This window comes from Streptomyces sp. NPDC047117 (genome assembly GCF_040643545.1).
Taxonomy (GTDB): Bacteria; Actinomycetota; Actinomycetes; order Streptomycetales; family Streptomycetaceae; genus Streptomyces.
Genome location: NZ_JBEYUN010000023.1, coordinates 92,486 through 118,227, shown reverse-complemented (window position 1 = coordinate 118,227; position 25,742 = coordinate 92,486). Strand labels below are relative to the sequence as shown.

Genomic DNA, 25,742 nt, shown 5'->3' with positions numbered 1-25,742 from the left:
TGTCGCCGCTCCGGGCCCCGGCGACGAGGCCGAGGGGCGCGCGGCGGGTGGTGCCCTGACCGTGGGCGGCGGCGCCGTCGTGCGGCCCGTTCGGGCCTCGATCAGGTGATCAGGAGCAGATCGCGGCGGACGGCGTGGAGGTCAGCGCCTCGTCGCACGGCGGGACCCCGTTCTCGGCCGACAGCTTGGCGACATCGGTGATGACGAACTTGTCGGGGGTGTCGGAGTCGGCCGCGGCAACGCCGGCGCTCCCGAGCAGAGACGCGGCAGCCAGCGCGGCGACGGCGAAGGCGGTACGGATGCGCATAGTTCCTCCTGATGGCAAAGGGTGAGGGTGTGCTACGGGCATGACCGTGCCGCTCTTCCTCTACTCGCAAAAAGGGGCTATTCCACCCGAAAGGTGCATTTGAAGCATCGGTCCCGGCGACCATGGCGACGGCGCCGCCGCCCGGGCGTAGTGGGCAGCGGCGCCGTGGGGACGAGCGCGGGGCTCAGGCCACGTCGAAGGTGGCGGGGTCCGGGCCGAGGCGCTTGTCGGCGTTGAGACCGGCGATGGTCGCCATGTCGTCGGCGTCCAGCTCGAAGCCGAAGACGTCGAAGTTCTCCTTGATCCGGGACGGGGTCGCGGACTTGGGGATGACGACGTTGCCGAGCTGGAGGTGCCAGCGGAGCACGACCTGCGCCGGGGTCCTGCCGTACTTCTCGGCGAGCTTGCCGATCGTGGCGTTCTCCAGGAGGCCCTTGCCCTGGCCCAGCGGCGACCAGGCCTCGGTGGCGATGCCGTGCTCGGCGTGGAACGCACGGCTCTCGGCCTGCTGCAGCTCGGGGTGGAGCTCGATCTGGTTGACCGCGGGGACGACCGAGGTCTCGTTCAGCAGCCGCTGGAGGTGCGGGGGCTGGAAGTTGGAGACACCGATGGCCTTGGCGCGGCCGTCCGCCTGGATCTTCTCGAACGCCTTGTAGGTGTCGACGTACGTGTCACGGGCCGGCAGCGGCCAGTGGATGAGGTACAGGTCGACGTAGTCCAGGCCCAGCTTCGCCAGAGAGGCGTCGAAGGCGCGGAGGGTGGAGTCGTAACCCTGCTCCGAATTCCACAGCTTCGTCGTGACGAAGAGCTCGTCGCGGGCGATGCCGGACGCGGCGAGGGCCTTCCCCGTGCCCTCCTCGTTGCCGTAGATCGCGGCGGTGTCGATGCTGCGGTACCCGGCCTCCAGGGCGTGACCGACAGCGGTGAACGCCTCGTCGTCCGGGATCTGCCAGACGCCGAAGCCGAGCTGCGGCATGGTGACGCCGTTGTTGAGGGTGATGTGGGGGACCTTGCTCACGAGCGAATCGATCCTTTGGTCGGCGTACAGGTTCTACAAGATCCAACCATTAAGCGGATCCATGCATTCCCATGCGCGCCCAAAGATTTGGTGCTCCCGTGCGCACCCCGCCGTCACCCGTACAGCGCTGCCACCTCGGCCTCGTACGCCGTCTCGATGGCCTTCCGCTTCAACTTCAGCGACGGCGTCAGCAACCCGTGCTCCTCGCTGAACTGGCTGGCCAGTATCCGGAACGTACGGATCGACTCGGCCTGCGAGACGAGCGTGTTCGCGGCGACCACCGCGCGCCGGATCTCGGTCTCCAGGTCCGGGTCGCGCACCAGGTCGGTCGGCGGCATGGCGGGCTTGCCGCGCATCTGCAGCCAGTGCGTCACCGCCTCCGCGTCCAGCGTGACCAGCGCGGCGACGTACGGCCGGTCGTTGCCGACCACGATGCACTGGGCGACCAGCGGATGCGCCCGTACCCGCTCCTCCAGCGGCACCGGCGAGATCGTCTTGCCGCCGGAGGTCACCAGGACCTCCTTCTTGCGGCCGATGATCGTGAGGTAGCCGTCCTCGTCGAGCTGTCCCAGGTCGCCGGTGGCCAGCCAGCCGTCGTGCAGCGTGGCGTCGGTGGCCTTGGGGTTGTTGAGGTAGCCCTGGAAGACCTGGCCGCCGCGGACCCAGATCTCGTTGTCGTCCGCGATGTGCACGGTCGTACCCGGTACGGGCAGCCCGACCGTGCCGAACCGGGTCTGCTCCGGTGGGTTGGCGGTGGCGGCCGCGGTGGTCTCCGTCAGGCCGTACCCCTCGTAGATCGTGACGCCCGCGCCCTCCCAGAAGAGGCCGAGCCGGCGCTCCATCGCCGAGCCGCCCGACATCGCGTGCCGCACCCGGCCGCCCATGGCCTCCCGCACCTTGCTGTAGACGAGCTTGTCGAACAGCTGGTGCTGCATGCGCAGGCCGGGGCCGGGCCCGGAGCCGGTGCCGAAGGCCTTGTGCTCGATGGCCTCCGCGTACCGCCGCGCCACGTCCACGGCCTTGTCGAAGGGGCCGACCTTGCCGTCGGACTCGGCCTTCCGGCGGGCCGCAGCGAACACCTTCTCGAAGATGTAGGGCACCGCGAGGATGAAGGTCGGCTTGAAGGACTGGAGGTCGGGGAGGAGCGCGGTGGCCGAAAGGTTCGGCTGGTGCGCGAGCTTGACCCGGCCGCGGATGGCGGCGACCTGCACCATGCGCCCGAAGACGTGCGCCAGCGGCAGGAACAGCAGGGTGGACGCCTCGTCCCCCGGCTTGGAGTGGAAGACCCGCTCGTACCGCTCGACGACGTTGTCGGCCTCGGCCATGAAGTTGGCGTGGCTGATCACGCAGCCCTTGGGGCGGCCGGTGGTGCCGGAGGTGTAGATGACGGTCGCGGGCGCGTCCGGGGTGACCGCCATGCGGTGCCGGTGGACCACGTCGTCCTCGATGTGCCGGCCGGCCTCGGTCAGCTCGGTGACCGGATCCGCGTCCAGCTGCCACAGCAGGCGCAGGTGCGGCAGCCGGTCGATGACCGACCCGATGGTCATGGCGTGGTCCTCGTGCTCGACCAGGCAGGAGGAGACGGCCGAGTCGTGCAGCATCCAGCAGACCTGCTCGGCCGAGGAGGTCGGGTACAGCGGGACGGGCTGCGCGCCGATCGACCACAGGGCGAAGTCGAACAGCGTCCATTCGTACCGTGTCCGCGACATGATCCCGACGCGGTCGCCGAACCGTACGCCCTGTGCCAGCAGGCCCTTCGCGAGCGCCATGACCTCGTCACGGAACTGCGCGGCGCTGATGTCCTGCCAGCGTCCCGCGTCGTCCTTACGGCAGAGCGCGACCCGCTCGGGGCCGGACTCGGCGTTTTCGAAAATGGCGTCCGCCAGACCACCGACACGGGGCGCCGTCGCCAGTGGGGGGACGGAGTACTCGCGCAATGACCCGCTCCTCATGGTGCTCCTAGCAGCGCCGAGACCGTACCCCACGGAAACCGCCTCACGGCAGTGGCTGCCAAACGTCCGAACCGTTGCCATAGGCCCAGGTCATCCGGCGAAAACGGGCTACTTCGGAGAACCCCGGACATGAACCCGTCAGTAACATGTGGATCGATCACGCCACAGGGACTTTTTCTGCACCAAATCTTTCCGTTTCCCGATGTCCGGACCCAACCGTTCCGGGAACGCACACCTGCCCGCCGCGGCCGATCTCACGCTTCCCGCGTCACCGCCGAACAGAACAAGCCATGTTGCGGGGCGTGCGCTTCGCCCGGTTCACCCCTGCCCGGGGGAAATCGGGCGGGGTGGCGGAGTGTCGGGGCTGCTCGCGAACGCGAACCCTGCGGGCGTTCGGGAAGTGAACGGTGAGGGGGTGGTGTGGCTCCGCCCGCTTCACATTGTTCACGGCCTGGGGCTCTCCGGGGCTCCGTCTTCCGACGTGCGGAAGCGGTGCCGGTGCCGGATTCAGGAGGTGTCGAAAGTGATCGGTGTCACAGTCGCACCTTTGACGCCCCATGGGCTCCCTTCTACGTTGCGCTGAGAGCGCTCTCTCCGGGTCTTTCCGACCGGTGCACCTCCTCATCACCGGTGTCCCTCCTCACCATCGAAGGAGAGCCATGCGTCCCCGCACGAGAGTTCCGCGCACCAGACCCGTCCGGCCCCGCACCCTCCTGCTCACCGCCCTGACCGCCCTCGCCGCACTGGCGACGGTGACCGTCCCCGAGGCGACCGGCGCCACGCCGCGCGCCGCCGCGCCCGCCGCCTGGGACACCGACCTCGCGGCCGCCGCGTACGCCGCCGACTCCGGTGCCGTCACCGCCTCCGGCAGCGAGAACGACGCCACCCTGCCCGGCGGCGCCGCCGACGGCAACGGGACCACCCGCTGGTCCAGCAACGCCGCCGACGACGCCTGGATCCGTATCGACCTCGGCGCCACTCTGCGCATCGACCGTGTCACCCTCGACTGGGAAGCCGCCTACGGCAAGAAGTACGTCCTGGAGGTGTCGAAGAACGGCACCGACTGGCAGCCCTTCTACACCGAGGACGCCGGCACCGGAGGCAGCGTCACCGCGAGCACCTACCCCCAGGAGGTCACCGGCCGCTACGTCCGGATGCGCGGCGTCCAGCGCGCCACGCCCTACGGCTACTCCCTCTACGCCTTCAAGGTCTACGGCGGTACCCCGGCGCCCGCCTCCACCACCCGCGCCAACCTCGCCCTGCACCACCCGGCCTACAGCAACGTCTACCAGCACGCCGGGAACACCCCCGCGTACGTCACCGACGGCGGCTGGCCCGCCGACCTCAAGGCGGACCGGTCGCGCTGGTCCAGCGACTGGAACGCGGACCGCTGGGTATCCGTCGACCTCGGTGCCCGCTCCACCATCGACACCGTCGACCTCTACTGGGAGGCGGCCTACGCCGTCGACTACGAACTCCAGGTCTCCGACGACAACAGGACCTGGCGGACCGTGTACCGCCCGTCCGCCGCCGAGGCCGCCGCCCGCCGTGCCGATGTGAAGTCGCCCGCCGAGGCCACCGGGCGGCACGACACCGTGAAGCTCTCCTCGCCCGCCACCGGGCGGTACGTCCGCATGCTCGGCAAGGAACGCCGGTCCTTCTACAACCCGGCACCGGCCACCGCGCAGTTCGGCTATTCGCTCTACGAGTTCCAGGTCTGGGGCACGGGCGGCAGCGCCGACGCGGCCTATCCGGCGCTGCCGGGGGACCAGGGCGGGACGTACCGCACCACGTTCTTCGACGACTTCACCGGCGCGGGACTGGACCGCTCGAAGTGGCGGGTGGTGCGCACGGGCACCGAGATGGGGTCCGTCAACGGCGAGTCCCAGGCGTACGTCGACTCCACCGACAACATCCGTACGGCCAACGGCAATCTGCTCCTGACGGCCAAGTACTGCAAGGGCTGCACCAAGGCCGGCGGCGGCACGTACGACTTCACATCCGGGCGCATCGACACCAACACCAAGTTCGACTTCACCTACGGCAAGGTCAGCGCCCGCATGAAGCTGCCGGTCGGCGACGGCTTCTGGCCCGCCTTCTGGATGCTGGGCAGCAACGTCGACGACCCGTCCGTGTCCTGGCCGGCCTCCGGCGAGACCGACATCATGGAGAACATCGGCTACGGCGACTGGACCAGCAGCGCCCTGCACGGCCCCGGCTACTCCGCCGACGGCAACATCGGCGCCCAGCAGCACTATCCGGACGGCGGCCGCGCCGACCAGTGGCACACCTACGCGGTGGAGTGGACCCCGAAGGGCATGAAGTTCTCCGTCGACGACCGGGTGGTGCAGGAGACCACCCGCAACAAGCTGGAGTCCACCCGCGGCCAGTGGGTCTTCGACCACGACCAGTACGTCATCCTGAACCTCGCACTCGGCGGCGCCTACCCGGCCGGCTGGAACAAGGTCACCCAGCCGTACTGGGGCCTGCCGCAGTCCAGCGTCGACCGGATAGCCCAGGGCGGCGTCCAGGCCGAGATCGACTGGGTACGGGTGGAGCAGAAGGGCTAGGGGGACCGACTCTTAGAGCGAAGACCGTGCGTTGCGGGCGGCCGGCTCCTGCCGGACCGCCCGCACGTCGGCCGGATAGGTGCGGTGCAGCAGCCCGCAGAACGCGCCGTCGACCACCATCAGGACCACGAGCACCCAGAAGAACACCGCCTTGAGCCCGATGACCTCGCCGAGTGCGCCGGCCCCCAGGGCGAAGACGGCGTACGCGACCGCTGACCGGCGCGGCACGCCGACGGCCCGTCCCCGCACCCTCGTGCGGGAACGGGCCGCAGTGTGAGCCCGTGCGGTCGGACTTCGACGGTCAGGACTCGTCGGTCCGGTCGCGGTCCGTCAGGGAGTCCTTGATCCCCTTGCCCTGTTCCTTGGCCTCGTCCACGGCGTCCTTGGCCTTGCCCTTGGTCTGGTCGGTGCGGCCCTCGCCCTTCATCCGGCTGTCGCCGGTGGCCTTGCCGGCCATCTCCTTGGCCTTGCCCTTGAGCTTGTCCATCGCGCCCTTGTCGGCCATGCCGGAACTCCTTCGTCTCGTTCGGCGGGACGGCAACCACGCTGCCCCACCCGTTGCCGGCCCGCACCCCGGGAAGGGCCGGGCCGGTACGGTCACCCGGGCCGCTGGACTCCTTCCGACGCCCCTCATCTGGTCCTGTCACCAGGGGCGCGGAGCAGGCAGCATGTCGGGAATCCCGTCCCGACAGGCAAGCCCCGTCCTGCGTCAGGTGGTGACCGCCCGATGTCCGAGGTACCCCGTACCGCCGATTCATGCACGGCAGCCGACCTCGTCCTGCTGAACGGCACGGTCCGCACGATGGACCGGGCCGGCACGACCCGCACCGCGCTCGCCGCCCGCGCAGGACGCGTACTCACCGTGACCGACGACGCGTCGGTGCACGGGCTGATCGGACCGCACACCCGCGTGCTCGACCTCCAGGGCCGGTGCGCGGTGCCCGGCTTCATCGAGACCCACAACCACCCCACGTTCTTCGGCCTCACACTGGCCGCCGAGGTCGACGCGGGCAGCCCGCCCAACGTCACGATCGCGGACATCGCCGCCCGGGTGGAGCAGGCCGCCGCCGACGCCGAGCCGGGCACCTGGGTGCGCGGCTACCGCTACGACGACACCCTGCTCGCCGACGACCGGCACCCCACCCGCGCCGACCTCGACCCGGTCTCCCGCGACCGGCCGGTCTGCCTCCAGCACATCTCCGGCCACTTCTGCGTACTGAACTCCGCCGGGCTGCGGCTGCTCGGCATCGACCGGAACACCCCCGACCCGGTGGGCGGCGCGATCCACCGGGACGCGTCGGGCGAGCCGGACGGGGTGCTCGCGGAGACCGCCGCGTTCGCCGCGTACGCCGCGATGCCCAAGCCGGCGGCTGCCGACCTCGCCGAGGCGATCGGGCTGGCCGGTGACGCCTACCTGGCCGCCGGCGTCACCACCGTCCACGACACCGGGCTCGGCCTGGTCGGCGGGCCCGCCGAGCTGGACGCGTACCGGCTGGCGCGCCGCACCGGACGGCTGCGCAACCGCATCCAGGCGTACCTCGTGCAGGATCTCTTCCCCGGCCTCTCGCGCGGCGAGCTCAGCCCCGTCGAGGCGGGCGTGGCCGGGCTCGGCGACGAACTCTTCCGGATCGCCGGCGTGAAGATGTGGGCCGACGGCTCGCTCCAGGGGCTGACCGGCTGCGTCTCGGAGGGTTACGCCTGCGCCCCGGACAAGAACGGACTGCTGATCTTCCCGCAGGACGACCTCGCCCGGCGGGTGGCCACGCTCCACGAGGCGGGCTGGCAGGTCGCGATCCACGGCAACGGCGACGCCGCGATCCAGGCGGTCCTGGACGCGTACGGCAAGCTCGGCCTCGGCCCGGAGGAGGGCGACCGGCGGCACCGCATCGAACACTGCCAGATGGTCAGCGAGGAGCAGCTGGACCGGATGGCCGGGGCCGGGGTGCTCGCGTCCTTCTTCATCAAGCACGTCTACTACTGGGGCGACCGGCACCGGGACCGGTTCCTCGGCCCCGAGCGGGCGCGCCGCATCGACCCGCTCGCCTCGGCGCGCAAGCACGGCGTCACGTTCGGGCTGCACTCGGACACCCCGGTGGTGCCCGTACCGCCGCTGGAGGGCATCTGGTGCGCGGTGCGCCGGACGACCCGCGACGGCCACGAACTGGGGCCGGAGCAGCGGGTGGACGTGGACACCGCGCTGCGCGGCTACACCAGCCAGGCCGCCCACCTGGCCTTCGAGGAGGAGACGAAGGGCAGCCTGGAGCCGGGCAAGCTCGCCGACATCGCGGTGCTCTCCGCCGACCCGGGGACCGTCGCGCCGGACACGCTCCGGGACCTCCGGGTGGACGCCACCGTCATCGGCGGCGAGGTCGTGTGGAGCGGCACGGGGCCGGCTGCCGCGGGGCAGGGCGGGGGAGGGGAGGGCCGATGAGGGACAGCCGGAAGAGCCTCGCCATCGGGCTCGGGCTGCCGGTCGTGGCGATCCTCGTCGTCATGCCGCTGCTCGCGGACATCGGGGTGTACGTCCTCGGGATCCCGCTGCTGTGGCTGTGGCTGTTCGCGTGGTTCCCGCTGACCAGCCTGTGCCTGTGGGCGGCCTGGCGGATCGACGAGCCGCGGTTCCGGGAGGACCCGGCGGCCGGGCCGGCGGGAGAGGGGGCCGGGAGATGACGGCGGCGGTCTTCTTCGGCTTCATGGCGCTCTCCGTGCTGGTCGCCTTCAGCGCGCGGCGCGGGATGAAGAACATGTCGATCGGGGAGTACCTCGTCGGCGGCCGGTCCTTCCCGCCCTGGCTGCTGTACTTCCTCGCGGTCGGCGAGATCTACAGCATCGGCACCATGATCGGCTTCCCCGCGGGCATCTACGCGGGCGGCGCGAGCTACGGCGTCTGGTTCCTCGGCTACATCCTGCTGGCCTATCCGCTGGGGTATTACATCGCGCCGCTGATCTGGCGGGCCGGGGTGCGGTACGACGCGATGACCGTGCCCGACGTGTTCGGGCGGCACTTCCGCAGCCGGAGCCTGGAGCTGGTCACGGCGGGCGCGCTGCTGGTGGCGCTGGTGCCCTGGGGGCAGTACCAGTTCATCGGCATGCAGGTGGTGCTCGGCGCGCTCGGGCTGCCGATCAGCCCGGTGCAGTCGGTGGTGCTGGCGGGTGTGATCGCCTTCCTCTACCTCGCCGTCTCCGGCGTCCGCTCGCCCGCCTTCGTCGCGATCCTGAAGGACGTGCTGATGGTGCTGGGGATCGTCGTCGCCGGGGTGGTGGCGGTGGTGGCGGGCGGCGGCCCGGCGGAGGTTTTCGGGCCGGGCGCGGTGCCCCGGTCACAGGTGACGATGAGCGGCTCGCCGATGGTGTTCGCGCTGACCACCATCGTCTTCCAGAGCGTCACCTTCTACCTGGGCTTCTCCGCGGCGTACATCTTCACCGCCAAGTCCGAGCGGGCGATCAAGTCCTCGACCGTATGGATGCCGGTCTACATGCTGATGTATCCGTTCCTGGTCGCCACCGCCTACTTCGCCTTCGCCGACCGGCCGGACGTCAAGGACCCCAACACTGTCTTCATGGCGATCGTCCAGGACCGGCTCCCGGACTGGCTGGTGGGCGTGGTCGCCGCGGGCGCCGGCCTCTCCGGCGTACTGGTCCTCGCCGTCACCGCGCTCACCATCGGCGGCATCGTCTCCCGCAATCTCGCGCCGAACATCCGCCCCGAGGCGCAGCGTCGCACCACCACGGCGGTGGTCGCCGTCTTCCTGGTCGCCGCCGCCGTCCTCACGCTCACCGCCTCGACGCTGATGCTGACGGTGCTCAACCTGACGTACTACCTGCTGGGACAGCTCGTACCGGGCTGGCTGGCGCTGATGTTCTGCCGCCGGGTGCAGCCGTGGGCGGTCTCGGCGGGGATGCTCGGCGGGATCGCGGCGTCCATCGTGCTGTACGTGACCGACCCCGGGCTCGGCGGCATCAACGCCGGGCTGGTCGCCGTGGCCATCAATTGCGTACTGATGTTCGGGCTGAGCCGGCTCCGTCCGGGGCCCGCCACCGAGCCCCTGTCGGCCGCTCCCCGGGTGACGGCCGATCAGGGCGCGCACGCCCCTGCCCGGTAGCCGCGCGCCCGCGCCGGTGAGCCGGACGCGCGGCTCTGCGGCGGGAGGGGAGCAGCAGTGTTAAAAATTGGATATGGCGGGACTTCGTCGGATGCGGCAGCAGTCATGGGCGTGGCCGCGCTCCCTGCTGAATCCGCGCAGCCTCGCCGGGCAGGTCTTCATCCTCCAGGCCGTGATCGTGGTGCTCGTCGTGGTCGCCGCGGTGACGGCCCTGGCCCTCCAGGCCAAGCGGGACAGCAAGCAGTCGGCCGAGCGGCGGTCGCTGTCCGTGGCCGAGACCTTCGCCTCCTCGCCCGCCGTGGCCCGCGCGATGGACAGCCCCGACCCCACGGCCGTGCTCCAGCCGCAGGCCGAAGCGGTGCGCAAGCGGGCCAAGCTGGACTACCTCGTCGTCTTCGACCTGGACGGCATCCGCATCACCCACCCCGACCGCAAGCTCATCGGCAAGCACGTCGTCGGAGCCTTCGGCGCGGCCATCGACGCCGCCCGCCAGGGCCGCCCCTACACCGAGGTCATCGACGAAGGCCCGCTCGGCCCCGCCGTGGACACCACGGCCCCCATCAACCGCCCCGACGGCTCTCTCGTCGGGGCGGTCTCGGCCGGCATCACCCTGGAGCGCGCGGAGAACACCGTGGACCGCCAGATGCCGGTCCTGCTCGGCGCCGCCGGACTCGGCCTGGTGCTCGCCGCCGGCAGCACGGGCCTGGTGACGCGGCGGCTCCGGCGCCAGACGCACGGCCTGGGCCAGGCCGAGATGACCCGGATGTACGAACACCACGACGCGGTCCTGCACGCCGTACGCGAAGGCGTCGTGATCCTCGGCCCGGACGGCCGGATCCAACTGGTCAACGACGAGGCGCGGCGCCTGCTGGGCCTCCCCGACCTCGCCGAGGGCCGGGCCGTCGACGAGGTCGGGCTGCCGGACCGGCTGGAGGAGCTGATGCGGTCCGGGCGGTCGGCCACCGACGAGGTGCACCACGTCGGTGGCCGCCTGCTGGCCGTCAACGTGCGGTCCACCGAACGCGCCGGCGGACCGCGCGGCAGCGTCGCCACCCTGCGCGACACCACCGAACTCGCCGCGCTGACCGGCCGCGCCGAGGTCGCCAGGGAGCGGCTGAAGCTGCTGTACGAGTCGGGCGTGCGGATCGGTACGACGCTGGACGTGGTGCGTACGGCGGAGGAGCTCGCGGAGGTGGCGGTGCCGCGGTTCGCCGACATCGTCACGGTCGACCTGCTGGAGGCGGTGGCGGCGGGCGACGAGCCCTCGGTGCACGCGGGCTGGCGGATGCGGCGGACCGCGGCCAGGGGCGGGCCGGGCGAGCCCGGCATCTACCCCGTCGGCGAGCTGATCCACTTCGTGTCGACCACCCCTCAGGTGCGGGCGCTGGAGGAGGGCCGGGCGGCCCTCGTGCCGGACCTGACCCGGACGGTCGAGTGGTCCGACCAGGACCGGGCCCGGGGCGCCGCGTTGCTGGAGGCCGGCGTGCGCTCCCTGGTGACGGTGCCGCTGCGGGCCCGCGGCGTGGTCCTGGGCATGGTCAATTTCTGGCGGACGGAGGACTCCCCGGCGTTCGAGGAGGAGGACCTGTCCTTCGCCGAGGAGGTCAGCGCACGCGCCGCCGTCTGCATCGACAACGCCCGCCGCTACGCCCGCGAGCACGCCATGGCCGTCACCCTCCAGCGCAGCCTGCTGCCCCGCGGCCTCCCGGAACAGGACGCGCTGGACGTGGCCTGGCGGTACCTGCCGGCCCAGGCCGGGGTCGGCGGCGACTGGTTCGACGTCATCCCGCTGCCGGGCGCGCGGGTGGCGCTGGTCGTCGGGGACGTGGTGGGGCACGGGCTGCACGCCGCGGCGACGATGGGCCGGCTGCGGACCGCGGTGCACAACTTCTCCACGCTGGACCTGCCGGTGGACGAACTGCTGGGCCATCTGGACGAACTGGTCACCAGGATCGACAGCGAGGAGGAGGCCGGCCAGGAGCTGCGCGGCTGGGAGGGCGTCACCGGAGCGACCTGCCTGTACGCGATCTACGACTCGGTCAGCGGGCTGTGCACCATGGCCAGAGCGGGCCACCCGGGTCCCGCGCTGGTGGCCCCCGACGGCACGGTCAGCTATCCGGACGTACCGCCCTCCCTGCCCCTCGGCCTGGGCGGCCACCCCTTCGAGACCACCGAGTTCCCGCTGCCCGAGGGCACGGACCTGGTGCTGTTCACCGACGGGCTGATCGAGGACCGCGGCCGGGACATCGACACCGGCCTCGACATGCTGAGCACGGCGCTGGCGGGCGCCGCGAGCCGCGGCCCGGACGAGATGTGCCGGGCGGCCGTCGAGGCCATGGTGCCCGAGCGCCCGTCCGACGACATCGCGCTGCTCATCGCCCGCACCCGCCTGCTCGATCCGTCCCGGGTGGCGGACTGGGAGGTGGCGCAGGACCCGGCGGAGGTGGGCCGGCTGCGTGCGGAGTGCGGCGCGAAGCTGCGCGAATGGGGGCTGGCCGACATCGGGTTCAGCACCGAGCTGATCCTCAGTGAGCTGATCACCAACGCGATCCGGTACGGCGCGGCGCCGGTCCGCCTCCGGCTGCTCCACGACCGCAGCCTGATCTGCGAGGTGGCGGACGGCAGCAGCACCGCGCCGCACCTGCGCCGGGCGACGAGCATGGACGAGGGCGGCCGCGGACTCTTCCTGGTGGCGCACCTGGCGCAGCGCTGGGGCACCCGGTACGTCCCCGGCGGCAAGGTCATCTGGACGGAGCAGCCGCTCAACGGCGCGAGCGTGGCACCGGTCGAGACCCCGGCCGACGTCCTCCTGGACCAGTTCGACGACAGCGGTTTCTGAGACGGCGGCTTCTGAGACGGCGACTGCCGGGACAGCGGCTGCCGACCGTCCTGCCGGCCGCGCGCGCTCACAGATGCAGCCGGTCGCCGCCCGCCAGGATCGCCGCGGCCAGCGCCTCGGCCGGGCCGGTCGCGGGCCCGTCCGGGCGGCCGTGCACCAGGACGAAGTCGACGCCGCCGAGGTCCGGCAGGCCCGCCCGGGACCCCACCCGGACCAGCCCCGGCGGGATCATGCCGAGCGAGTGCGCCATCACCCCGAGCCCGGCGCGGGTCGCTGCGATCAGCCCGTTCAGGCTGCCGCTCGTACAGGCGATGCGCCACTCGCGGCCCTGCTCCTCCAGCGCCTGGAGCGCGCGGCCCCGGGTCAGCGCCGGCTGCGGGAACAGCACCAGCGGCACCGGCCGCTGCGGATCCAGCCGCAGTCGCTCGCTGCCGATCCACACCAGCTTGTCCCGCCAGATGAGCCGCCCCCGCGGATCCTCCGGGCGCCGCTTGGCCAGCACCAGGTCCAGCCGTCCCGCCGCCAGCCGCTCGTGCAGCGTCCCCGACAGCTCGACGGTCAGCTCCAGGTCCACCTCCGGATGGTCCCGGCGGAACCCCTCCAGCACCTCCGGCAGCCGGGTCAGCACGAAGTCCTCGGACGCGCCGAACCGCAGCCGGCCGCGCAGCCGCGTCCCCGCGAAGAAGTCCGAGGCCCGTTCGTTGGCCTCCAGGATCGTGCGCGCGAAGCCGAGCATCGCCTCGCCGTCCTCCGTCAGGTCCACCCCATGGGTGTCCCGCGCGAACAGCCGGCGCCCGGACGCCGCCTCCAGCTTCCGCACGTGCTGGCTGACGGTCGACTGCTGCACCCCGAGGCGCTGCGCGGCCTGCGTGAAGCTCAGGGTCTGCGCCACGGCCAGGAAGGTCCGCAGCTGTACGGGATCGAACACGCCCCGAGCGTACCCCCACCCATCACGTTCCGACATGACAGTGACTACGGTCAGAGGGCTTCCCGATGGCCGTGATCAGGCGCATTCTGGAGAGGGCACCGTCCATGCCCCGGGGCGCGACAGACCGCACGCCCCGGCCCGAGCCGCCGACCGATAGAGAGACCATGCGCCGCCCTCAGCTGAAGATCCCCTCCTGGCTCCCCGTGGACGGATACATCCTCGCGCTCGTCGGCACGGTCGTGCTGGCGGCGCTGCTGCCCGCCAGAGGCGCCGTGGCCACCGGCGCCGAAGGCGCCTCGACCGGCGCCGTCGCCCTGCTCTTCTTCCTGTACGGCGCCCGGCTGTCCACCCGCGAGGCGATGGACGGGCTGCGCCACTGGCGCCTGCACCTCACGGTCCTGGCGTTCACCTTCGCCGTCTTCCCGCTGCTCGGCCTCGCCGCCCGCGGCCTCGTGCCGTACCTGCTGACGCCGCAGCTCTACACCGGGCTGCTCTTCCTGTGCCTGGTGCCCTCCACGATCCAGTCCTCGATCGCCTTCACCTCCATCGCGCGCGGCAACGTCGCGGCGGCGATCTGCGCGGGCTCCTTCTCCAGCCTGGTCGGCATCGTGATCACGCCGCTGCTCGCGGCGGCGCTGCTCGGCGGGGACGGCGGCGGCTTCTCCGCCGACTCGCTGCTCTCGATCGTCTTCCAGCTGCTGGTGCCGTTCCTCGCCGGGCAGCTGCTGCGCCGCTGGATCTCCGGCTTCCTGACCCGGCACAAGAAGGTGCTCGGCTACGTCGACCGCGGCTCGATCCTGCTGGTCGTCTACACCGCGTTCAGCACCGGCATGGTCCAGGGCATCTGGAGCAAGGTCTCCTTCTGGCGGCTGGCCGAGCTGGTGGCCGTCGAAGCCGTCCTGCTGGCCGTGATGCTGACGCTCACCACGTACGGCTCGCGTAAGCTCGGCTTCCCCCGCGCCGACCGCATCGCGATCACCTTCGCCGGCTCCAAGAAGAGCCTGGCGGCCGGCCTGCCGATGGCCAGCGTCCTCTTCGGCGCCCAGGCCAGCCTCGCGGTCCTGCCCCTGATGCTCTTCCACCAGATGCAGCTGATGGTGTGCGCGGTGATCGCCAAGCGTTACGCCCGCCGGGCAGAGGCCGCGGAGGCCTCGGAGACGGCGGAGATACCGGGGACCGCGGAGCAGTCGGCGGCCGCCGGGCCCGGGGAGGAGGACGGTCGGTCCCGCGCCGTGTCGGCCGACGATGCGGTGGGAGCGCGCCGCTAGGGTGCCTGCATGACGGGCCAACACGTCCTCACCTGGGACGTCACCGCAAGCAAGGGCATCGAGACCGCGTGGGTGGACCTCGGCGAGCGGACGTTGTCCGCGCACGGCCGGGCGGTGGGCACCGTACCGGAGGCCTACTGGATCACGTACGAGCTGGAGACCGGCGAGGACTTCGTGACGCGGCGGCTGCGGGTACGCGCCGAGAGCGCGGCCGGCAGCCGCGAGCTGGATCTGCGGCGGGACGACGAGGGCCGGTGGACCGCGGGCGGTGAGCCGCTCGCGGGCCTGGAGGAGGCGCTCGACTGCGACCTCGGGCTCTGCCCGCTCACCAACACCATGCCGCTGCTGCGCCACGGGCTGCACCGCTCGCCGGGCGCGCACGACTTCGTGATGGCGTGGGTGTCGGTGCCGGAGCTGGCGGTCCAGCCGTCCCCGCAGCGGTACGAACACCTCGCCCGTACGGACGAGGGCGCCCTGGTGCAGTACACCTCGGGCACCTTCCAGCGCGACCTGGAGTGCGACGGGGACGGCCTGATCGTCGGCTATCCGGACCTGGCGCAGCGCACCCAGACCCGCTGACCGGCCGTCCCCTCCGCACCTTTCCTCGAACGCGGGCCGCTAGCTCCCGCGCACCCGGTCCAGCGGCAGCCGGAGCACGGCCGGCGCCGCGGCCGGCGTGTTGTGCTCGCGGACCAGCGCCAGTTCCCCGTCGCTCAGGGCACGTCCGTAGACGCGTACCTCGTCCAGCGCGCCGGTGAAGTGCGACCGGGCGTCCGGCTTCTGGCCGAGGTGTACGCCGAACGTGTCGTTCCGGCTGACCGACCCGGGCACGTCCGCCGCCGAAGCGGTCTTCGTCCCGTCCACCGTGAGCGTCAGCCGGCCGTCCGACCGGCGCAGCGCCAGATGGTGCCAGCGCCCGTCGTTGGCCGCGCCGGCCGCGGTGACCTGCGCCGACTTGGCGGGTCCGGCGCCGGTCAGCGCCGTGAGGTCCGCCGTCAGCCGGTCCTTGGCGGGGTCGGCGCGCAACGCGACCTGCGGCGCCCTGCTGCCCACGCCGCCCATCCACAGCAGCGGCTGCTCACCGCTCTTCGCCTCGTACCGGAACCAGAGGCTGCAGGTGAAGTCGCGGTCGCCCAGCGGCAGTGACGAGCGGAACGGCAGCCGCACGGCGTCGTCCTTGCCGTCGAACGCCAGCGCCTTTCCGAAGCGTCCGTCGGTGGCCCGGGCACCGCCCAGGACCGCCGCCGGACGGGCACCGGACCCGCGGTCCGGGGTCGTCGGATCCGGGCCGCGGCGCGGCCCGAGCCAGTCCTCGGTGAACCGCGCGAAGCGGATCTCGTCCCGTGCGTCCACGGCGCCGCCCTCGTAGAGCAGCCCGACCTCGCCGGGCGCGATGTTCGCCAGGTCCGAGTAGCCGGACCAGTCGGTGGTGATCCGCGCGCCCCGGTCCGCACCCTCCCATGTGCGGCCGTCGTCGTAGGAGGAACGGATGGTCATGGTGCGGCGCCGGTCGGGGTCGGCGGGCGCGGCGAACAGCAGCCGCCCCTGACCGCCGGGCGACCGCGACTGCAGCCGCACCAGCGAGCCCTGCACCATCGGGGAGTACAGGTCGGGAATGGCCTCGAACGGCCGGGCGAAGGACTTGCCGCCGTCCCGGCTGACGGCCGCCGTACGGTGGCCCAGGTCCGTGCCGTCCTGCTCCCGCCCGTTGACGTAGACGGTGCCGTCCGAGCGCTCCACGAGCGTCATCTCGGAAGGCTTCTGACGGAACGTCCCGTCCTGTGCGGTGCGCCAGGTGTCGAGCGCCCCGGTGCGCCAGTTCCGGCCGCCGTCGTCGCTGTACATGAGCGCTGCGTGGTTGGCCGTTATGCGGCCGCCCCCGTAGCTCTCGGCGTTGACGGTGTAGACGAGGCGCCCGGCGTGCCGGCCGCGGGTCAGCTGGATGCCGTGCACGGGACCGGTCGCGTACCAGGAGTTCCACGACGGCGGCCGGAGCGCCGGCGTCATGTCCTTCGGCTTCGACCAGGTGCGTCCGTCGTCTTCGCTGATCTGCATGTGCGGTCTGCGGTCGCAGGGCACGTCGCAGTTGGCCGCGTCGTCGCGGCCCTTGTTGTAGGTCTCCGCGAGGACGACGCGCCCGGTGCGGTGGTCCACGACCGGTGCCGGGTTGCCGTGCGTGTCGCCGCCGCCCTCGTTGACGACCTGGAGCGGGCTCCAGGTACGGCCGCCGTCGGTGGACCGTTTCATCACCAGGTCCATGTCGCCGGCGTCCCCGCAGTTGTTCACCCGGCCTTCGGCGAAGGCGAGGAGCGTGCCGCGCGGGGTCGTCACGATCGCGGGGATACGGAAGCAGGCGTAGCCCTTCTCCTGGGAGGCCTTGAACAGCACCTGCTGGCTGAGGCCGCCGGGGGCGGCCTCGGTGGGGGGTTGGGCGGTGGCGGGGATCGGGGGGAGGAAGGCGAGCGTCGCCGTGGCCAGCGTGGCCCACCAGCGGCGTCGCCCGGGTCTCGGGCCGGGACTGTTGTGTGCGCTCGGATCTGACGTCATGGTCCGACCTGCCCTTCGAGAGATCGGCGAGGCATCGGCGTCGGCCGCGCGGCGGGCCCCGGGGTGTCCCCGGTGGCCCGCCGGACGGGTCATCTGGACATCCCACGTACGGACATCCCACGTCCCATGTTCGTGCGGAGGAAGGTACTTGTCCCGCAGGCGCCCCGGCAAGAAGTGTGCGTCACTCGGATTGGCCGGGACCCGTCGCCCGTTCCCGACGCGGCGTCAGGGGATCAGTACGACCTTGCCGAGGTTGCCGCGCGCCTCGATGAGCGCGTGCGCGCGGGCGGCCTCCGCCAGTGGGAACCGCGCGTGCACCGCAGGGCGCAGCCGCCCGCTCCCCGCCAGCGCCCACAGCTCCGCCCCGTGCCGCGCGTACACCTCCGGGAGGTGCGCGGCGAAGTGGCGCATCGTCATACCGGTCATGGTCTTCGCGCCGGCCAGCAGCTCGTACGCCGGTACCGTGCCGCCGCCGGAGTTGAAGAAGACCAGCTGCCCGCCCGGCGCGCACGCGGCGAGTGCGCGCGGCAGCACGTCGCCGCCGACGCCGTCGAGGACCACCTCGGCCGGCTCGCCCCAGGACACGTCCTCGTACGACACCACCTCGTCGGCGCCCAGCCCGCGCAGGAACTCCGCCTTGGCCGGACCGGACGAGGGGCCCACCGCGGCGACCACCCGCCGCGCGCCCCGCACCCGCGCCAGCTGCACGGCGAGGTGGCCGGTCGCGCTGGCCGCGCCCGTCACCAGGACGGACGCGCCCGCCACGGCCCGCGCGGTGTGCAGCGCGGCCAGCGCCACATGGCCGCCGCGCACCAGTGCCACCGCGTCCACCGCGCTCGCGCCGTCCGGTATCCGGCTCGTCAGGGCGACCGGCAGGGTGACCAGTTCGGCGTACGAGCCGGTGAACGGCAGCCCCGTCACCCGGTCGCCCACCGCGTACGCCGTGACGCCGGGGCCGGTGCCGACGACCTCTCCCGCGACCTCGCCGCCGAGCACGCCGGGCAGTGGCGGGCCGCCGCCGTTGCCGTCGCCGCGCACCGCGCGCACGGACGGCAGCGTCACCCCGATCGCCTCGGTACGCACCAGCAGTTCGCCGGGGCCCGGCGCGGGCGCCTCGGCCTCCTCGCACCGCAGCACCTCGGGGCCGCCGTACTCATGGAACCGGATACGCCGCACGCATACCTCCCGCACTCGGCAGAAACATTGGTAAGCCCAACGGTAATACAAGAACCCTTGGGCCCCCCAATGTTTTTGCGTTCGCTCGATAGGCTGAAGGCATGGCCGAAACCCCCTACGTACCCACGCGGATCCGCGCCCTTCCCAGCTGGCTCCTCGGCCGCGCCGCCGCCCGCGGTCACCGGCTCGTCGCCGAGGCGCTCGCCCGCGAAGGCATGCGGATGATGCACCACGCCGTACTGTCGGCCGTTGCCGAGCTGGGCCCGGTCTCCCAGGCGGACCTTGGCCGCAGCCTGAGCATCGACCCCAAGGACATGGTGACGATCGTCAACGACCTGGTCGCCGAGGAACTGGTGACCCGCGCACCCGACCCGCGCGACCGCCGCAAGAACGCGGTCACCATCTCGCCGTCCGGCACCCGCACGCTGCGCCGTACGCAGAGACTCGGCGACGCGGCCAACGCGGAACTGACCGCGGCACTGACCCCCGCCGAGCGCGACCAGCTCATCGACCTGCTCACCCGCATCGCGACCCCGGGCCTGGACAACCACTGCCCCTGACCCGGACGGCGGGCCGCGGCGAGCCGCCCCCGCGCTTCCGACGGTGCGTCAGTCCAGGGAGTCCAGGGCGATGCGCTGTTCGCCGGCGTAGATGTTCATCGACGTGCCGCGCAGGAAGCCGACCAGGGTGAGGCCGGTCTCGGCGGCCAGGTCGACGGCGAGGGAGGACGGCGCGGAGACCGCGGCGAGCACGGGGATGCCTGCCATCACGGCCTTCTGGGCGAGTTCGAAGGAGGCGCGCCCGGAGACCATCAGTACGGTGTCGGACAGCGGCAGCCGGCCCTGCTGCACCGCACGGCCGATGATCTTGTCGACCGCGTTGTGCCGGCCCACGTCCTCGCGCAGGTCCAGCAGCTCGCCGTCGGCCGTGAACAGCCCCGCGGCGTGCAGCCCGCCCGTACGGTCGAAGACCCGCTGGGCGGCGCGCAGCCGGTCGGGCAGGACGGAGAGCGTCTCCGGGGTGAGTGTCATCCCGTCGTCGTCCCGCAGCGCGAACCGCGCCGTGGTCCGCACGGCGTCCAGGCTGGCCTTGCCGCACAGTCCGCAGGAGGACGTCGTGTAGACGTTGCGTTCAAGGGTGATGTCCGGGAGCGCGACACCGGGCGCGAGCTGGACGTCCACCACGTTGTACGTGTTGCTGCCGTCCTCCGTGGCGCCCGCGCAGTACACGATGTTGGCCAGCTCGTCCGCGCCGCTCAGTACGCCCTCGCTGACCAGGAAGCCGGCCGCGAGCGCGAAGTCGTCGCCGGGCGTGCGCATGGTGATGGCGAGCGGCTTGCCGCCGAGCCGGATCTCCAGCGGCTCCTCGGCGACCAGGGTGTCCGGGCGGGTGCTCACGGCTCCGTCGCGGATGCGGATGACGCGCCGTCGCTCGGTGACCCTGCCCATAACTGATCATCCCGGTTCTGTGCGTGGTGGCGGCCGGCGGACCGGCCCGTTCCTCTCATTGTCCTGTACGTGGCACGAATGGCCGAGACCCGCCCACGGTCCGGCCGCCGCCCGTCCCGCTCAGCCGGCCAGGAAGTCCGCGATGCGGTCGCCCCAGGTACGGATGGCAGCGCCTCGCGGTGCACGCCGAGCGAGCGCGCCGGGTAGCCGGGGGCTTCGGTGAGGGAGGCCGGTACGGGCGCGGCGGCCAGCGCCTTGGCGAGCAGTTCCGGGCCGCCGGTCCCGGCCGCGTCCGCGAGCCTGCGGTAGAGGTCCGCCTGTGCGACGCGGGTCTCCCAGGCGGTCGGCGGGATGAGCAGGACGAGCCGGTCGAAGCGCGCGGGCTCCCGTACGGCGGCGGTCAGCACGGTGCCGCTGCCGAGCGAGGACCCCATGCCGGTGACGGGCCGGCCGGGGGAGAGCCGGTCGAGCAGCGCGAGCAGGTCGTCGGCGAAGTGTCCGAAGGTGTAGCCGGCCGGGTCGGCGCCGCCCGTCGACCCGCCGTGCCCGCGCGCGTCGTAGCGGACGAGCCGCAGCCCGGGAAGCGCGGCCACCGCGTCCCAGCTGAACAGGTCCATCTCCGTCTCGACGCGGCGGCTGAGCGACATGCCGTGCGCGTACACGGCGAGCGGCCCCTCGGACCCGGTGGCCGCCCCCGTCGTGTCGTGGGCGAGCCGGGCGCCGTCCGGGAGCCTCAGTCGCGGTTCCATGGTCGCCGCAACGCGCCTGCCCCGGGGGCTGTTCCGGCGCGCGACGGCCGTTCCCGGCCGCGCGGGCCGCCCCCGGTACACGCCGACGGCCCGGCCGGAGATGCCTCCGGCCGGGCCGCCTTTCCGTGGCTCCGCGGCAGTGGTGCCCGCGTCCGCGGCAACGGTGTCGCGTCAGACCTCGCCGCGCCAGGCGCCGGTCTCCGTACCGCGTGACTCGATGAACTTCTTGAAGTTCTTCAGGTCCGTGGTGGCCTTGCTGCGGACGAAGCCGAGCTTGTCACCGACCGTGTCGGCGATGCCCTCGGGGTCGTGCTCCAACTGGAGCATGACCTTGGTGTGCTGGTCGTCGATGCGGTGGAAGGTCACCACGCCGGCCTGGCGGGCCTCTCCCTCCACCGTGGTCCAGGCCACCCGCTCGTCGGGGATCTGCTCGGTGATCTGCGCGTCGAACTCGCGCTTCACCCCGGCGATCTTGGTGACCCAGTGGGTCAGCGTCGGCGTCTTCTGCTCGATGCGTTCGACCCCGTCCATGAAGCGGGGGAATTCCTCGAACTGTGTCCACTGGTTGTAGGCCTTCGTCACCGGGACGGCAACCTCGACCGACTCTTCGATCTTCGACATGGTCCGGGCTCCTCCTCTCTGGGAACGTTCAGGGCTCCCCGCGTACCCGTCGAGTGGAGGTCAACACAGCCAATCCGGGGGCCCGGCCGGTGAATCCGGGTGACACAGATCACCGGAGCGTACGGTGGCAGGCCGGTTGCGCTCAGTAGACTGTAGACGATAACCAATCGTGGAGTGCTGGATCCGAGTCGTAGAGGGGGACCGCGATGCTGTCCGCTGGACTGCCGCAGGGGACCGTGCCGAAGCTCGAACGCCCCGGCCCGCTGCGTGAACGGGTCTATGAAGCGCTGCTCGAACTGATCACCACCCGCGCGCTCCAGCCGGGTCAGCACCTGGTCGAGAGCGAACTCGCCGGACACCTGGGGGTGTCCCGGCAGCCGGTGCGCGAGGCGCTGCAGCGGCTGAACACCGATGGCTGGGTCGATCTGCGCCCCGCGCAGGGCGCGTTCGTGCACGAGCCGACGGAGGAGGAGGCCGACCAACTGCTCAGCGTACGCACCCTGATGGAGGCCGAGGCGGCCCGGCTGGCCGCGGCGAACGCCACGAAGGCGGGCATCGAGGAGCTGTCGGCGCTGTGCGACCGGGGCGAGCGGGCGGTCCGCGAGGACGCCGTGGACCTCGCCGTCGCCACCAACGCCGAGTTCCACGCCAAGGTGATGGAGCTGGCGGGCAACACCGTGCTGGCCGGGCTGGCGGAGCAGGTCGGCCGGCGGGTGCGCTGGTACTACACGCCGGTCGCCCGGCAGCGCGGCAAGCGGTCCTGGGCCGAGCACCGCGAGCTGATCGATGCCATCTCCAAGAAGGACGAACGGCGCGCCACCGAGATCATGCGCGCTCACACCGAGCACACCCGCCGCTCGTACCACGAGCGCGAGGGTGCGAAGTAGGGGCGAGGGCGCCGGAGTCGGCGCGCCCCACTCTTTGTCCTGAGACAGGAGAAAGTCACTGCGGATTCCGTCCGTAGTACTTCCTCCTGCGGACAAGCGCTGCTACGTTCCCCTCGAAAGCCCGGCGAGACGGCGTACACGCGCCCGTCTGCACCCGCCGATGGCGATGTCGGTCTATGCCGAGGACGGCTGGAGGGGCGGCGTGAGGCGCATGACGGCCAGGCCCGCGAACGCGCATCAGGCGCGACTCCTTCATCTGCTGCGCGATCAGGGACCCAACTCCCGTGCCCAGCTCGGCGACCAGGTCGACCTCTCGCGCTCCAAGCTCGCGGTGGAGGTCGACCGGCTGCTGGAGACCGGGCTCGTCGTCGCCGACGGACTGGCCGCCTCTCGCGGCGGCCGCCGCTCCCACAACATCCGGCTCGCGCCCACCCTGCGCTTCCTCGGCGTGGACATCGGCGCGACCTCGGTCGACGTGGCGGTCACCAACGCCGAGCTGGAGGTGCTCGGCCACCTCACCCAGCCGATGGACGTACGCGAGGGGCCGGTCGCCGTCTTCGAGCAAGTCCTCGCGCTGGCAGCCAAGTTGAAGGACAGCGGCCTCGCCGAGGGGTTCGACGGAGCGGGCATCGGCGTGCCGGGCCCGGTCCGTTTCCCCGAGGGCGTGCCCGTCGCCCCGCCGATCATGCCGGGCTGGGACGGCTTCCCCGTACGGGAGGCGCTCAGCCAGGAACTGGGCTGCCCGGTCATGGTCGACAACGACGTCAACCTGATGGCGCTGGGGGAGCAGCACGCGGGCGTGGCCCGCACCTCGCAGGACTTCCTCTGCGTCAAGATCGGTACCGGTATCGGCTGCGGCATCGTCGTCGGCGGCGCGGTCTACCGCGGTACGACCGGCAGCGCCGGCGACATCGGCCACATCCAGGTCGAGCCGGACGGCCGCCGCTGCGCCTGCGGCAACGCCGGCTGTCTGGAGGCGTACTTCGGCGGTGCCGCGCTCGCCCGCGACGCGGAGGAAGCCGCGCGCGAGGGCCGCTCGGCCGCGCTCGCCGAGCGGCTCGCCGCCGCCGGCACGCTCGCCGCGTCGGACGTCTCGGTCGCCGCATCCGCCGGTGACACCACCGCACTGGGGCTGATCAAGGCGGGCGGCACCCGCACCGGACAGGTCATCGCCGGACTCGTCAGCTTCTTCAACCCCGGACTCGTGGTGATCGGCGGCGGGGTGACCGGCCTCGGCCACACGCTCCTGGCCGCGATCCGCACGCAGGTCTACCACCAGTCGCTGCCCCTCGCGACCGGCAACCTCCCCATCGTCCTGGGTGAGTTGGGCCCGCTGGCCGGCGTGACCGGAGCGGCCCGGCTGATCAGCGACCACCTGTTCTCGCCGGCCTGAGCCGGCCCCGGACTTCCGTTCCGGGTGACGCACCGTCACCCGGGGCGGCGCTCGACCCGCACGACGGCACCACACCGCTCCGCCCGCGCGACCCGCACGTCAGCAGCACCGCTCCGCCCGCGTGACCGGTACGTCCGCTCCACCTGCCCCATCCGTACGCCGCACGAGCCGCACGAGCCGCCGCACCCGTACGAGCCGCACCGCAGCACCACCGTCCCACGCGCCCTTCCGCGATGCCGCATGCCCGCATGCGCACCGCTCCGCCCTGCCCGCTCGCCGGCGTACCGCCGAGGAGGCCCGCCATGGCACCAGCGCACCGCCCCGCACCGCCGCCGTCCGCGGCGCACGAAGCCACCGGACCCCTGCTCACCATGACCGGCATCACCAAGTCCTTCCCCGGCGTCCGCGCCCTGGACGGGGTGGACCTGGACGTGACGGCGGGGGAAGTGCACTGTCTGCTCGGCCAGAACGGTGCGGGCAAGTCCACCCTGATCAAGGTGCTGGCCGGCGCCCACCAGCCGGACGGCGGCGAGATCCGCTGGCGCGGCGAAACGGTCTCCCTGAAGTCCCCGATCGCCGCGATGCGGCTGGGCATCGCCACCATCTACCAGGAACTGGACCTGGTGGAGCACATGTCCGTCGCGGAGAACGTCTTCCTCGGCCACGAACGCGCCACCGGCGGCTTCGTCCGCACCGGCGAGGCCCGCGAGCGGACCGCCGAACTGCTCGCCCGGCTCGGCCACCCCGAGATCGACCCCGGCACCCTGGTCGGCCGGCTCTCCGCCGCGGGACAGCAGATCGCGTCCATGGCCCGCGCCCTCTCGCACGACGTACGGCTGATCGTCATGGACGAGCCGTCCGCGGCGCTCGACCCCGACGAGGTCGACAACCTCTTCCGCATCGTCGCCTCCCTCACCGCGTCCGGCGTCGCCGTCGTCCACATCTCCCACCGCCTGGAGGAGATCCGCCGGATCGGCGACCGGGTGACCGTACTGAAGGACGGCCGTACCGCGGCGCGCGGCCTGGACGCGCACGCCACCCCCACTCGCGACATCGTCGCCCTGATGACCGGCCGCGACGTCCAGTACGTCTTCCCCGAGCGGCGCGCGGCCACCGACCGCCCGGCACCCGTCCTCCGCGTCGAAGGGCTCGCCCGCGAGGGCGAGTTCGCGCCCGCCGACTTCGCGCTGCACCCCGGCGAGATCCTCGGCCTCGCCGGGCTCGTCGGCTCCGGCCGCTCGGAGATCCTGGAGACCGTCTTCGGCGCCCGGCGGCCCACCGCGGGCAGGGTCCTGGTCGACGGCCGGCCGCTGCGCCCCGGCAGCGTCACCGCCGCCGTACGCGCCGGACTCGGCCTCGCCCCCGAAGAACGCAAGTCCCAGGCGCTGCTGCTCCTGGAATCCGTCAGCCGCAACGTCACCGTCTCCTCACTGCCCCGCTTCTCCCGGGCCGGCTGGCTGAACCGGCACGCCGAACGGGTCGGCGCCCGCGCGGCCACCCGCGACCTCTCGCTGCGCCCCGACGACCCCGACCGCCCGGTCCGCACCCTGTCCGGCGGCAACCAGCAGAAGGCCGTACTGGCCCGCTGGCTGCTCCGCGGCTGCCGGGTCCTGCTCCTGGACGAGCCGACCCGCGGCGTGGACGTCGGCGCGCGCGCCGAGCTGTACGCGCTGATCCGGCGGCTCGCCGACGAGGGCATGGCCGTACTGCTGGTCTCCAGCGAGGTGCCCGAAGTGCTCGGGCTCGCCGACCGGGTGCTCGTCCTGCGCGAGGGCCGGGTCGTGCACGAGGGAGAAGCGGCCGCACTGGACGAGCACCGGGTCCTGGACCTGGTCATGAGCGACGGACCGGGGCCCGTACCGGCCCCGGCAGGCACCGCGCCCGAGGAGACGCCGGCCCCGACACCGCGAGGAGACCGCCCGTGAACACCTCCGAA

General features: G+C 72.3%; 22 protein-coding genes. 11 read left to right on the top strand and 11 right to left on the bottom strand.

Annotated elements, in window-relative coordinates:
* Positions 1–109: 109 nt before the first annotated feature.
* The 3 genes from ABZ840_RS32980 to ABZ840_RS32970 all read right to left on the bottom strand — a co-directional run bounded on the left by ABZ840_RS32980 (position 110) and on the right by ABZ840_RS32970 (position 3,262).
* Positions 110–307, bottom strand: a complete 198-nt coding sequence (locus ABZ840_RS32980) for a hypothetical protein (RefSeq protein ID WP_361566135.1) — start codon at positions 305–307, stop codon at positions 110–112.
* A gap of 184 nt (positions 308–491) precedes the next feature.
* Positions 492–1,325: an aldo/keto reductase gene (locus tag ABZ840_RS32975; protein ID WP_361566132.1), complete on the bottom strand. Its 834-nt coding sequence runs from the start codon at positions 1,323–1,325 to the stop codon at positions 492–494.
* Positions 1,326–1,438: 113 nt separating this feature from the next.
* On the bottom strand, positions 1,439–3,262 hold the full coding sequence (locus tag ABZ840_RS32970; protein ID WP_361566130.1) for an AMP-binding protein: 1,824 nt from the start codon (positions 3,260–3,262) through the stop codon (positions 1,439–1,441).
* A gap of 674 nt (positions 3,263–3,936) precedes the next feature.
* On the opposite strand from ABZ840_RS32970, the gene ABZ840_RS32965 reads away from it, so the two are divergent.
* Positions 3,937–5,847: a discoidin domain-containing protein gene (locus ABZ840_RS32965; RefSeq protein ID WP_361566127.1), complete on the top strand. Its 1,911-nt coding sequence runs from the start codon at positions 3,937–3,939 to the stop codon at positions 5,845–5,847.
* A 12-nt stretch (positions 5,848–5,859) separates the two neighbouring features.
* Here ABZ840_RS32965 and ABZ840_RS32960 read toward each other — a convergent pair whose 3' ends face one another.
* Both ABZ840_RS32960 and ABZ840_RS32955 read right to left on the bottom strand, forming a co-directional pair.
* Positions 5,860–6,075, bottom strand: a complete 216-nt coding sequence (locus tag ABZ840_RS32960; protein WP_361566124.1) for a hypothetical protein — start codon at positions 6,073–6,075, stop codon at positions 5,860–5,862.
* A 73-nt stretch (positions 6,076–6,148) separates the two neighbouring features.
* Positions 6,149–6,352 carry a CsbD family protein gene (locus tag ABZ840_RS32955; protein ID WP_361566121.1) on the bottom strand — a complete coding sequence of 68 codons (204 nt, stop codon included), beginning with the start codon at positions 6,350–6,352 and terminating at the stop codon, positions 6,149–6,151.
* Positions 6,353–6,574: 222 nt separating this feature from the next.
* On the opposite strand from ABZ840_RS32955, the gene ABZ840_RS32950 reads away from it, so the two are divergent.
* The 4 genes from ABZ840_RS32950 to ABZ840_RS32935 all read left to right on the top strand — a co-directional run bounded on the left by ABZ840_RS32950 (position 6,575) and on the right by ABZ840_RS32935 (position 12,789).
* Positions 6,575–8,278 (top strand): amidohydrolase, encoded by a 1,704-nt coding sequence (locus tag ABZ840_RS32950; protein WP_361566119.1) that lies wholly within the window; start codon positions 6,575–6,577, stop codon positions 8,276–8,278.
* The gene (locus tag ABZ840_RS32945) at positions 8,275–8,517 is read left to right on the top strand and encodes a DUF3311 domain-containing protein (RefSeq protein ID WP_361566116.1); all 243 of its coding nucleotides are present in this window, start codon (positions 8,275–8,277) and stop codon (positions 8,515–8,517) included. The genes ABZ840_RS32950 and ABZ840_RS32945 overlap by 4 nt, the downstream gene beginning before the upstream one ends.
* Positions 8,514–9,950: a sodium:solute symporter family protein gene (locus tag ABZ840_RS32940; RefSeq protein WP_361566113.1), complete on the top strand. Its 1,437-nt coding sequence runs from the start codon at positions 8,514–8,516 to the stop codon at positions 9,948–9,950. The genes ABZ840_RS32945 and ABZ840_RS32940 overlap by 4 nt, the downstream gene beginning before the upstream one ends.
* A 73-nt stretch (positions 9,951–10,023) precedes the next feature.
* On the top strand, positions 10,024–12,789 hold the full coding sequence (locus tag ABZ840_RS32935; protein ID WP_361566110.1) for a SpoIIE family protein phosphatase: 2,766 nt from the start codon (positions 10,024–10,026) through the stop codon (positions 12,787–12,789).
* Positions 12,790–12,856: 67 nt separating this feature from the next.
* On the opposite strand, the gene ABZ840_RS32930 is transcribed toward ABZ840_RS32935, so the two are convergent.
* Positions 12,857–13,717, bottom strand: coding sequence for a LysR substrate-binding domain-containing protein (locus ABZ840_RS32930; protein WP_361566107.1), 861 nt, complete (start codon positions 13,715–13,717; stop codon positions 12,857–12,859).
* Positions 13,718–13,881: 164 nt separating this feature from the next.
* Between ABZ840_RS32930 and ABZ840_RS32925 the strand changes: the two genes are divergently transcribed.
* The gene (locus ABZ840_RS32925; RefSeq protein ID WP_361566104.1) at positions 13,882–14,985 is read left to right on the top strand and encodes a bile acid:sodium symporter family protein; all 1,104 of its coding nucleotides are present in this window, start codon (positions 13,882–13,884) and stop codon (positions 14,983–14,985) included.
* A 9-nt stretch (positions 14,986–14,994) separates the two neighbouring features.
* Complete coding sequence (locus tag ABZ840_RS32920; protein ID WP_361566101.1) at positions 14,995–15,564, top strand: putative glycolipid-binding domain-containing protein; 570 nt, start codon at positions 14,995–14,997, stop codon at positions 15,562–15,564.
* A gap of 39 nt (positions 15,565–15,603) precedes the next feature.
* On the opposite strand, the gene ABZ840_RS32915 is transcribed toward ABZ840_RS32920, so the two are convergent.
* Together ABZ840_RS32915 and ABZ840_RS32910 are read right to left on the bottom strand one after the other, a co-directional pair.
* Complete coding sequence (locus ABZ840_RS32915) at positions 15,604–17,532, bottom strand: sialidase family protein (RefSeq protein WP_361566099.1); 1,929 nt, start codon at positions 17,530–17,532, stop codon at positions 15,604–15,606.
* Positions 17,533–17,757: 225 nt separating this feature from the next.
* Complete coding sequence (locus ABZ840_RS32910) at positions 17,758–18,708, bottom strand: zinc-binding dehydrogenase (RefSeq protein WP_361566097.1); 951 nt, start codon at positions 18,706–18,708, stop codon at positions 17,758–17,760.
* Positions 18,709–18,809: 101 nt separating this feature from the next.
* Between ABZ840_RS32910 and ABZ840_RS32905 the strand changes: the two genes are divergently transcribed.
* Positions 18,810–19,268 (top strand): MarR family winged helix-turn-helix transcriptional regulator, encoded by a 459-nt coding sequence (locus ABZ840_RS32905; protein WP_361566094.1) that lies wholly within the window; start codon positions 18,810–18,812, stop codon positions 19,266–19,268.
* 48 nt (positions 19,269–19,316) lie between these two features.
* On the opposite strand, the gene fdhD is transcribed toward ABZ840_RS32905, so the two are convergent.
* The 3 genes from fdhD to ABZ840_RS32890 all read right to left on the bottom strand — a co-directional run bounded on the left by fdhD (position 19,317) and on the right by ABZ840_RS32890 (position 21,526).
* On the bottom strand, positions 19,317–20,156 hold the full coding sequence (fdhD, locus tag ABZ840_RS32900) for a formate dehydrogenase accessory sulfurtransferase FdhD (protein WP_361566091.1): 840 nt from the start codon (positions 20,154–20,156) through the stop codon (positions 19,317–19,319).
* Entirely contained in the window at positions 20,102–20,905 is an 804-nt protein-coding gene (locus tag ABZ840_RS32895; RefSeq protein WP_361566088.1) for an alpha/beta fold hydrolase, read from the bottom strand. The genes fdhD and ABZ840_RS32895 overlap by 55 nt, the downstream gene beginning before the upstream one ends.
* Before the next feature lie 171 nt (positions 20,906–21,076).
* Complete coding sequence (locus tag ABZ840_RS32890) at positions 21,077–21,526, bottom strand: SRPBCC family protein (RefSeq protein ID WP_361566085.1); 450 nt, start codon at positions 21,524–21,526, stop codon at positions 21,077–21,079.
* A 206-nt stretch (positions 21,527–21,732) separates the two neighbouring features.
* Between ABZ840_RS32890 and ABZ840_RS32885 the strand changes: the two genes are divergently transcribed.
* From ABZ840_RS32885 to ABZ840_RS32875, 3 genes are all read left to right on the top strand, one after another.
* Positions 21,733–22,413 carry a GntR family transcriptional regulator gene (locus ABZ840_RS32885; RefSeq protein ID WP_361566082.1) on the top strand — a complete coding sequence of 227 codons (681 nt, stop codon included), beginning with the start codon at positions 21,733–21,735 and terminating at the stop codon, positions 22,411–22,413.
* A 211-nt stretch (positions 22,414–22,624) separates the two neighbouring features.
* The gene (locus tag ABZ840_RS32880; RefSeq protein ID WP_361566080.1) at positions 22,625–23,806 is read left to right on the top strand and encodes an ROK family transcriptional regulator; all 1,182 of its coding nucleotides are present in this window, start codon (positions 22,625–22,627) and stop codon (positions 23,804–23,806) included.
* A gap of 302 nt (positions 23,807–24,108) precedes the next feature.
* A complete protein-coding gene (locus ABZ840_RS32875) occupies positions 24,109–25,731 on the top strand; it encodes a sugar ABC transporter ATP-binding protein (protein ID WP_361566077.1) in 1,623 nt (540 codons plus the stop codon).
* The last annotated feature ends 11 nt before the right edge of the window (positions 25,732–25,742 follow it).

Coding starts and splice junctions, on each gene's coding strand:
- ABZ840_RS32965 (WP_361566127.1), top strand. CDS start 3,937: ATGCGTCCCCGCACGAGAGTTCCGCGCACCAGACCCGTCCGGCCCCGC.
- ABZ840_RS32905 (WP_361566094.1), top strand. CDS start 18,810: ATGGCCGAAACCCCCTACGTACCCACGCGGATCCGCGCCCTTCCCAGC.
- ABZ840_RS32885 (WP_361566082.1), top strand. CDS start 21,733: ATGCTGTCCGCTGGACTGCCGCAGGGGACCGTGCCGAAGCTCGAACGC.
- ABZ840_RS32920 (WP_361566101.1), top strand. CDS start 14,995: ATGACGGGCCAACACGTCCTCACCTGGGACGTCACCGCAAGCAAGGGC.
- ABZ840_RS32955 (WP_361566121.1), bottom strand. CDS start 6,352: ATGGCCGACAAGGGCGCGATGGACAAGCTCAAGGGCAAGGCCAAGGAG.
- ABZ840_RS32950 (WP_361566119.1), top strand. CDS start 6,575: ATGTCCGAGGTACCCCGTACCGCCGATTCATGCACGGCAGCCGACCTC.
- ABZ840_RS32880 (WP_361566080.1), top strand. CDS start 22,625: ATGACGGCCAGGCCCGCGAACGCGCATCAGGCGCGACTCCTTCATCTG.
- ABZ840_RS32895 (WP_361566088.1), bottom strand. CDS start 20,905: ATGGAACCGCGACTGAGGCTCCCGGACGGCGCCCGGCTCGCCCACGAC.
- fdhD (WP_361566091.1), bottom strand. CDS start 20,156: ATGGGCAGGGTCACCGAGCGACGGCGCGTCATCCGCATCCGCGACGGA.
- ABZ840_RS32945 (WP_361566116.1), top strand. CDS start 8,275: ATGAGGGACAGCCGGAAGAGCCTCGCCATCGGGCTCGGGCTGCCGGTC.
- ABZ840_RS32980 (WP_361566135.1), bottom strand. CDS start 307: ATGCGCATCCGTACCGCCTTCGCCGTCGCCGCGCTGGCTGCCGCGTCT.
- ABZ840_RS32890 (WP_361566085.1), bottom strand. CDS start 21,526: ATGTCGAAGATCGAAGAGTCGGTCGAGGTTGCCGTCCCGGTGACGAAG.
- ABZ840_RS32940 (WP_361566113.1), top strand. CDS start 8,514: ATGACGGCGGCGGTCTTCTTCGGCTTCATGGCGCTCTCCGTGCTGGTC.
- ABZ840_RS32935 (WP_361566110.1), top strand. CDS start 10,024: ATGGCGGGACTTCGTCGGATGCGGCAGCAGTCATGGGCGTGGCCGCGC.
- ABZ840_RS32925 (WP_361566104.1), top strand. CDS start 13,882: ATGCGCCGCCCTCAGCTGAAGATCCCCTCCTGGCTCCCCGTGGACGGA.
- ABZ840_RS32875 (WP_361566077.1), top strand. CDS start 24,109: ATGGCACCAGCGCACCGCCCCGCACCGCCGCCGTCCGCGGCGCACGAA.
- ABZ840_RS32915 (WP_361566099.1), bottom strand. CDS start 17,532: ATGACGTCAGATCCGAGCGCACACAACAGTCCCGGCCCGAGACCCGGG.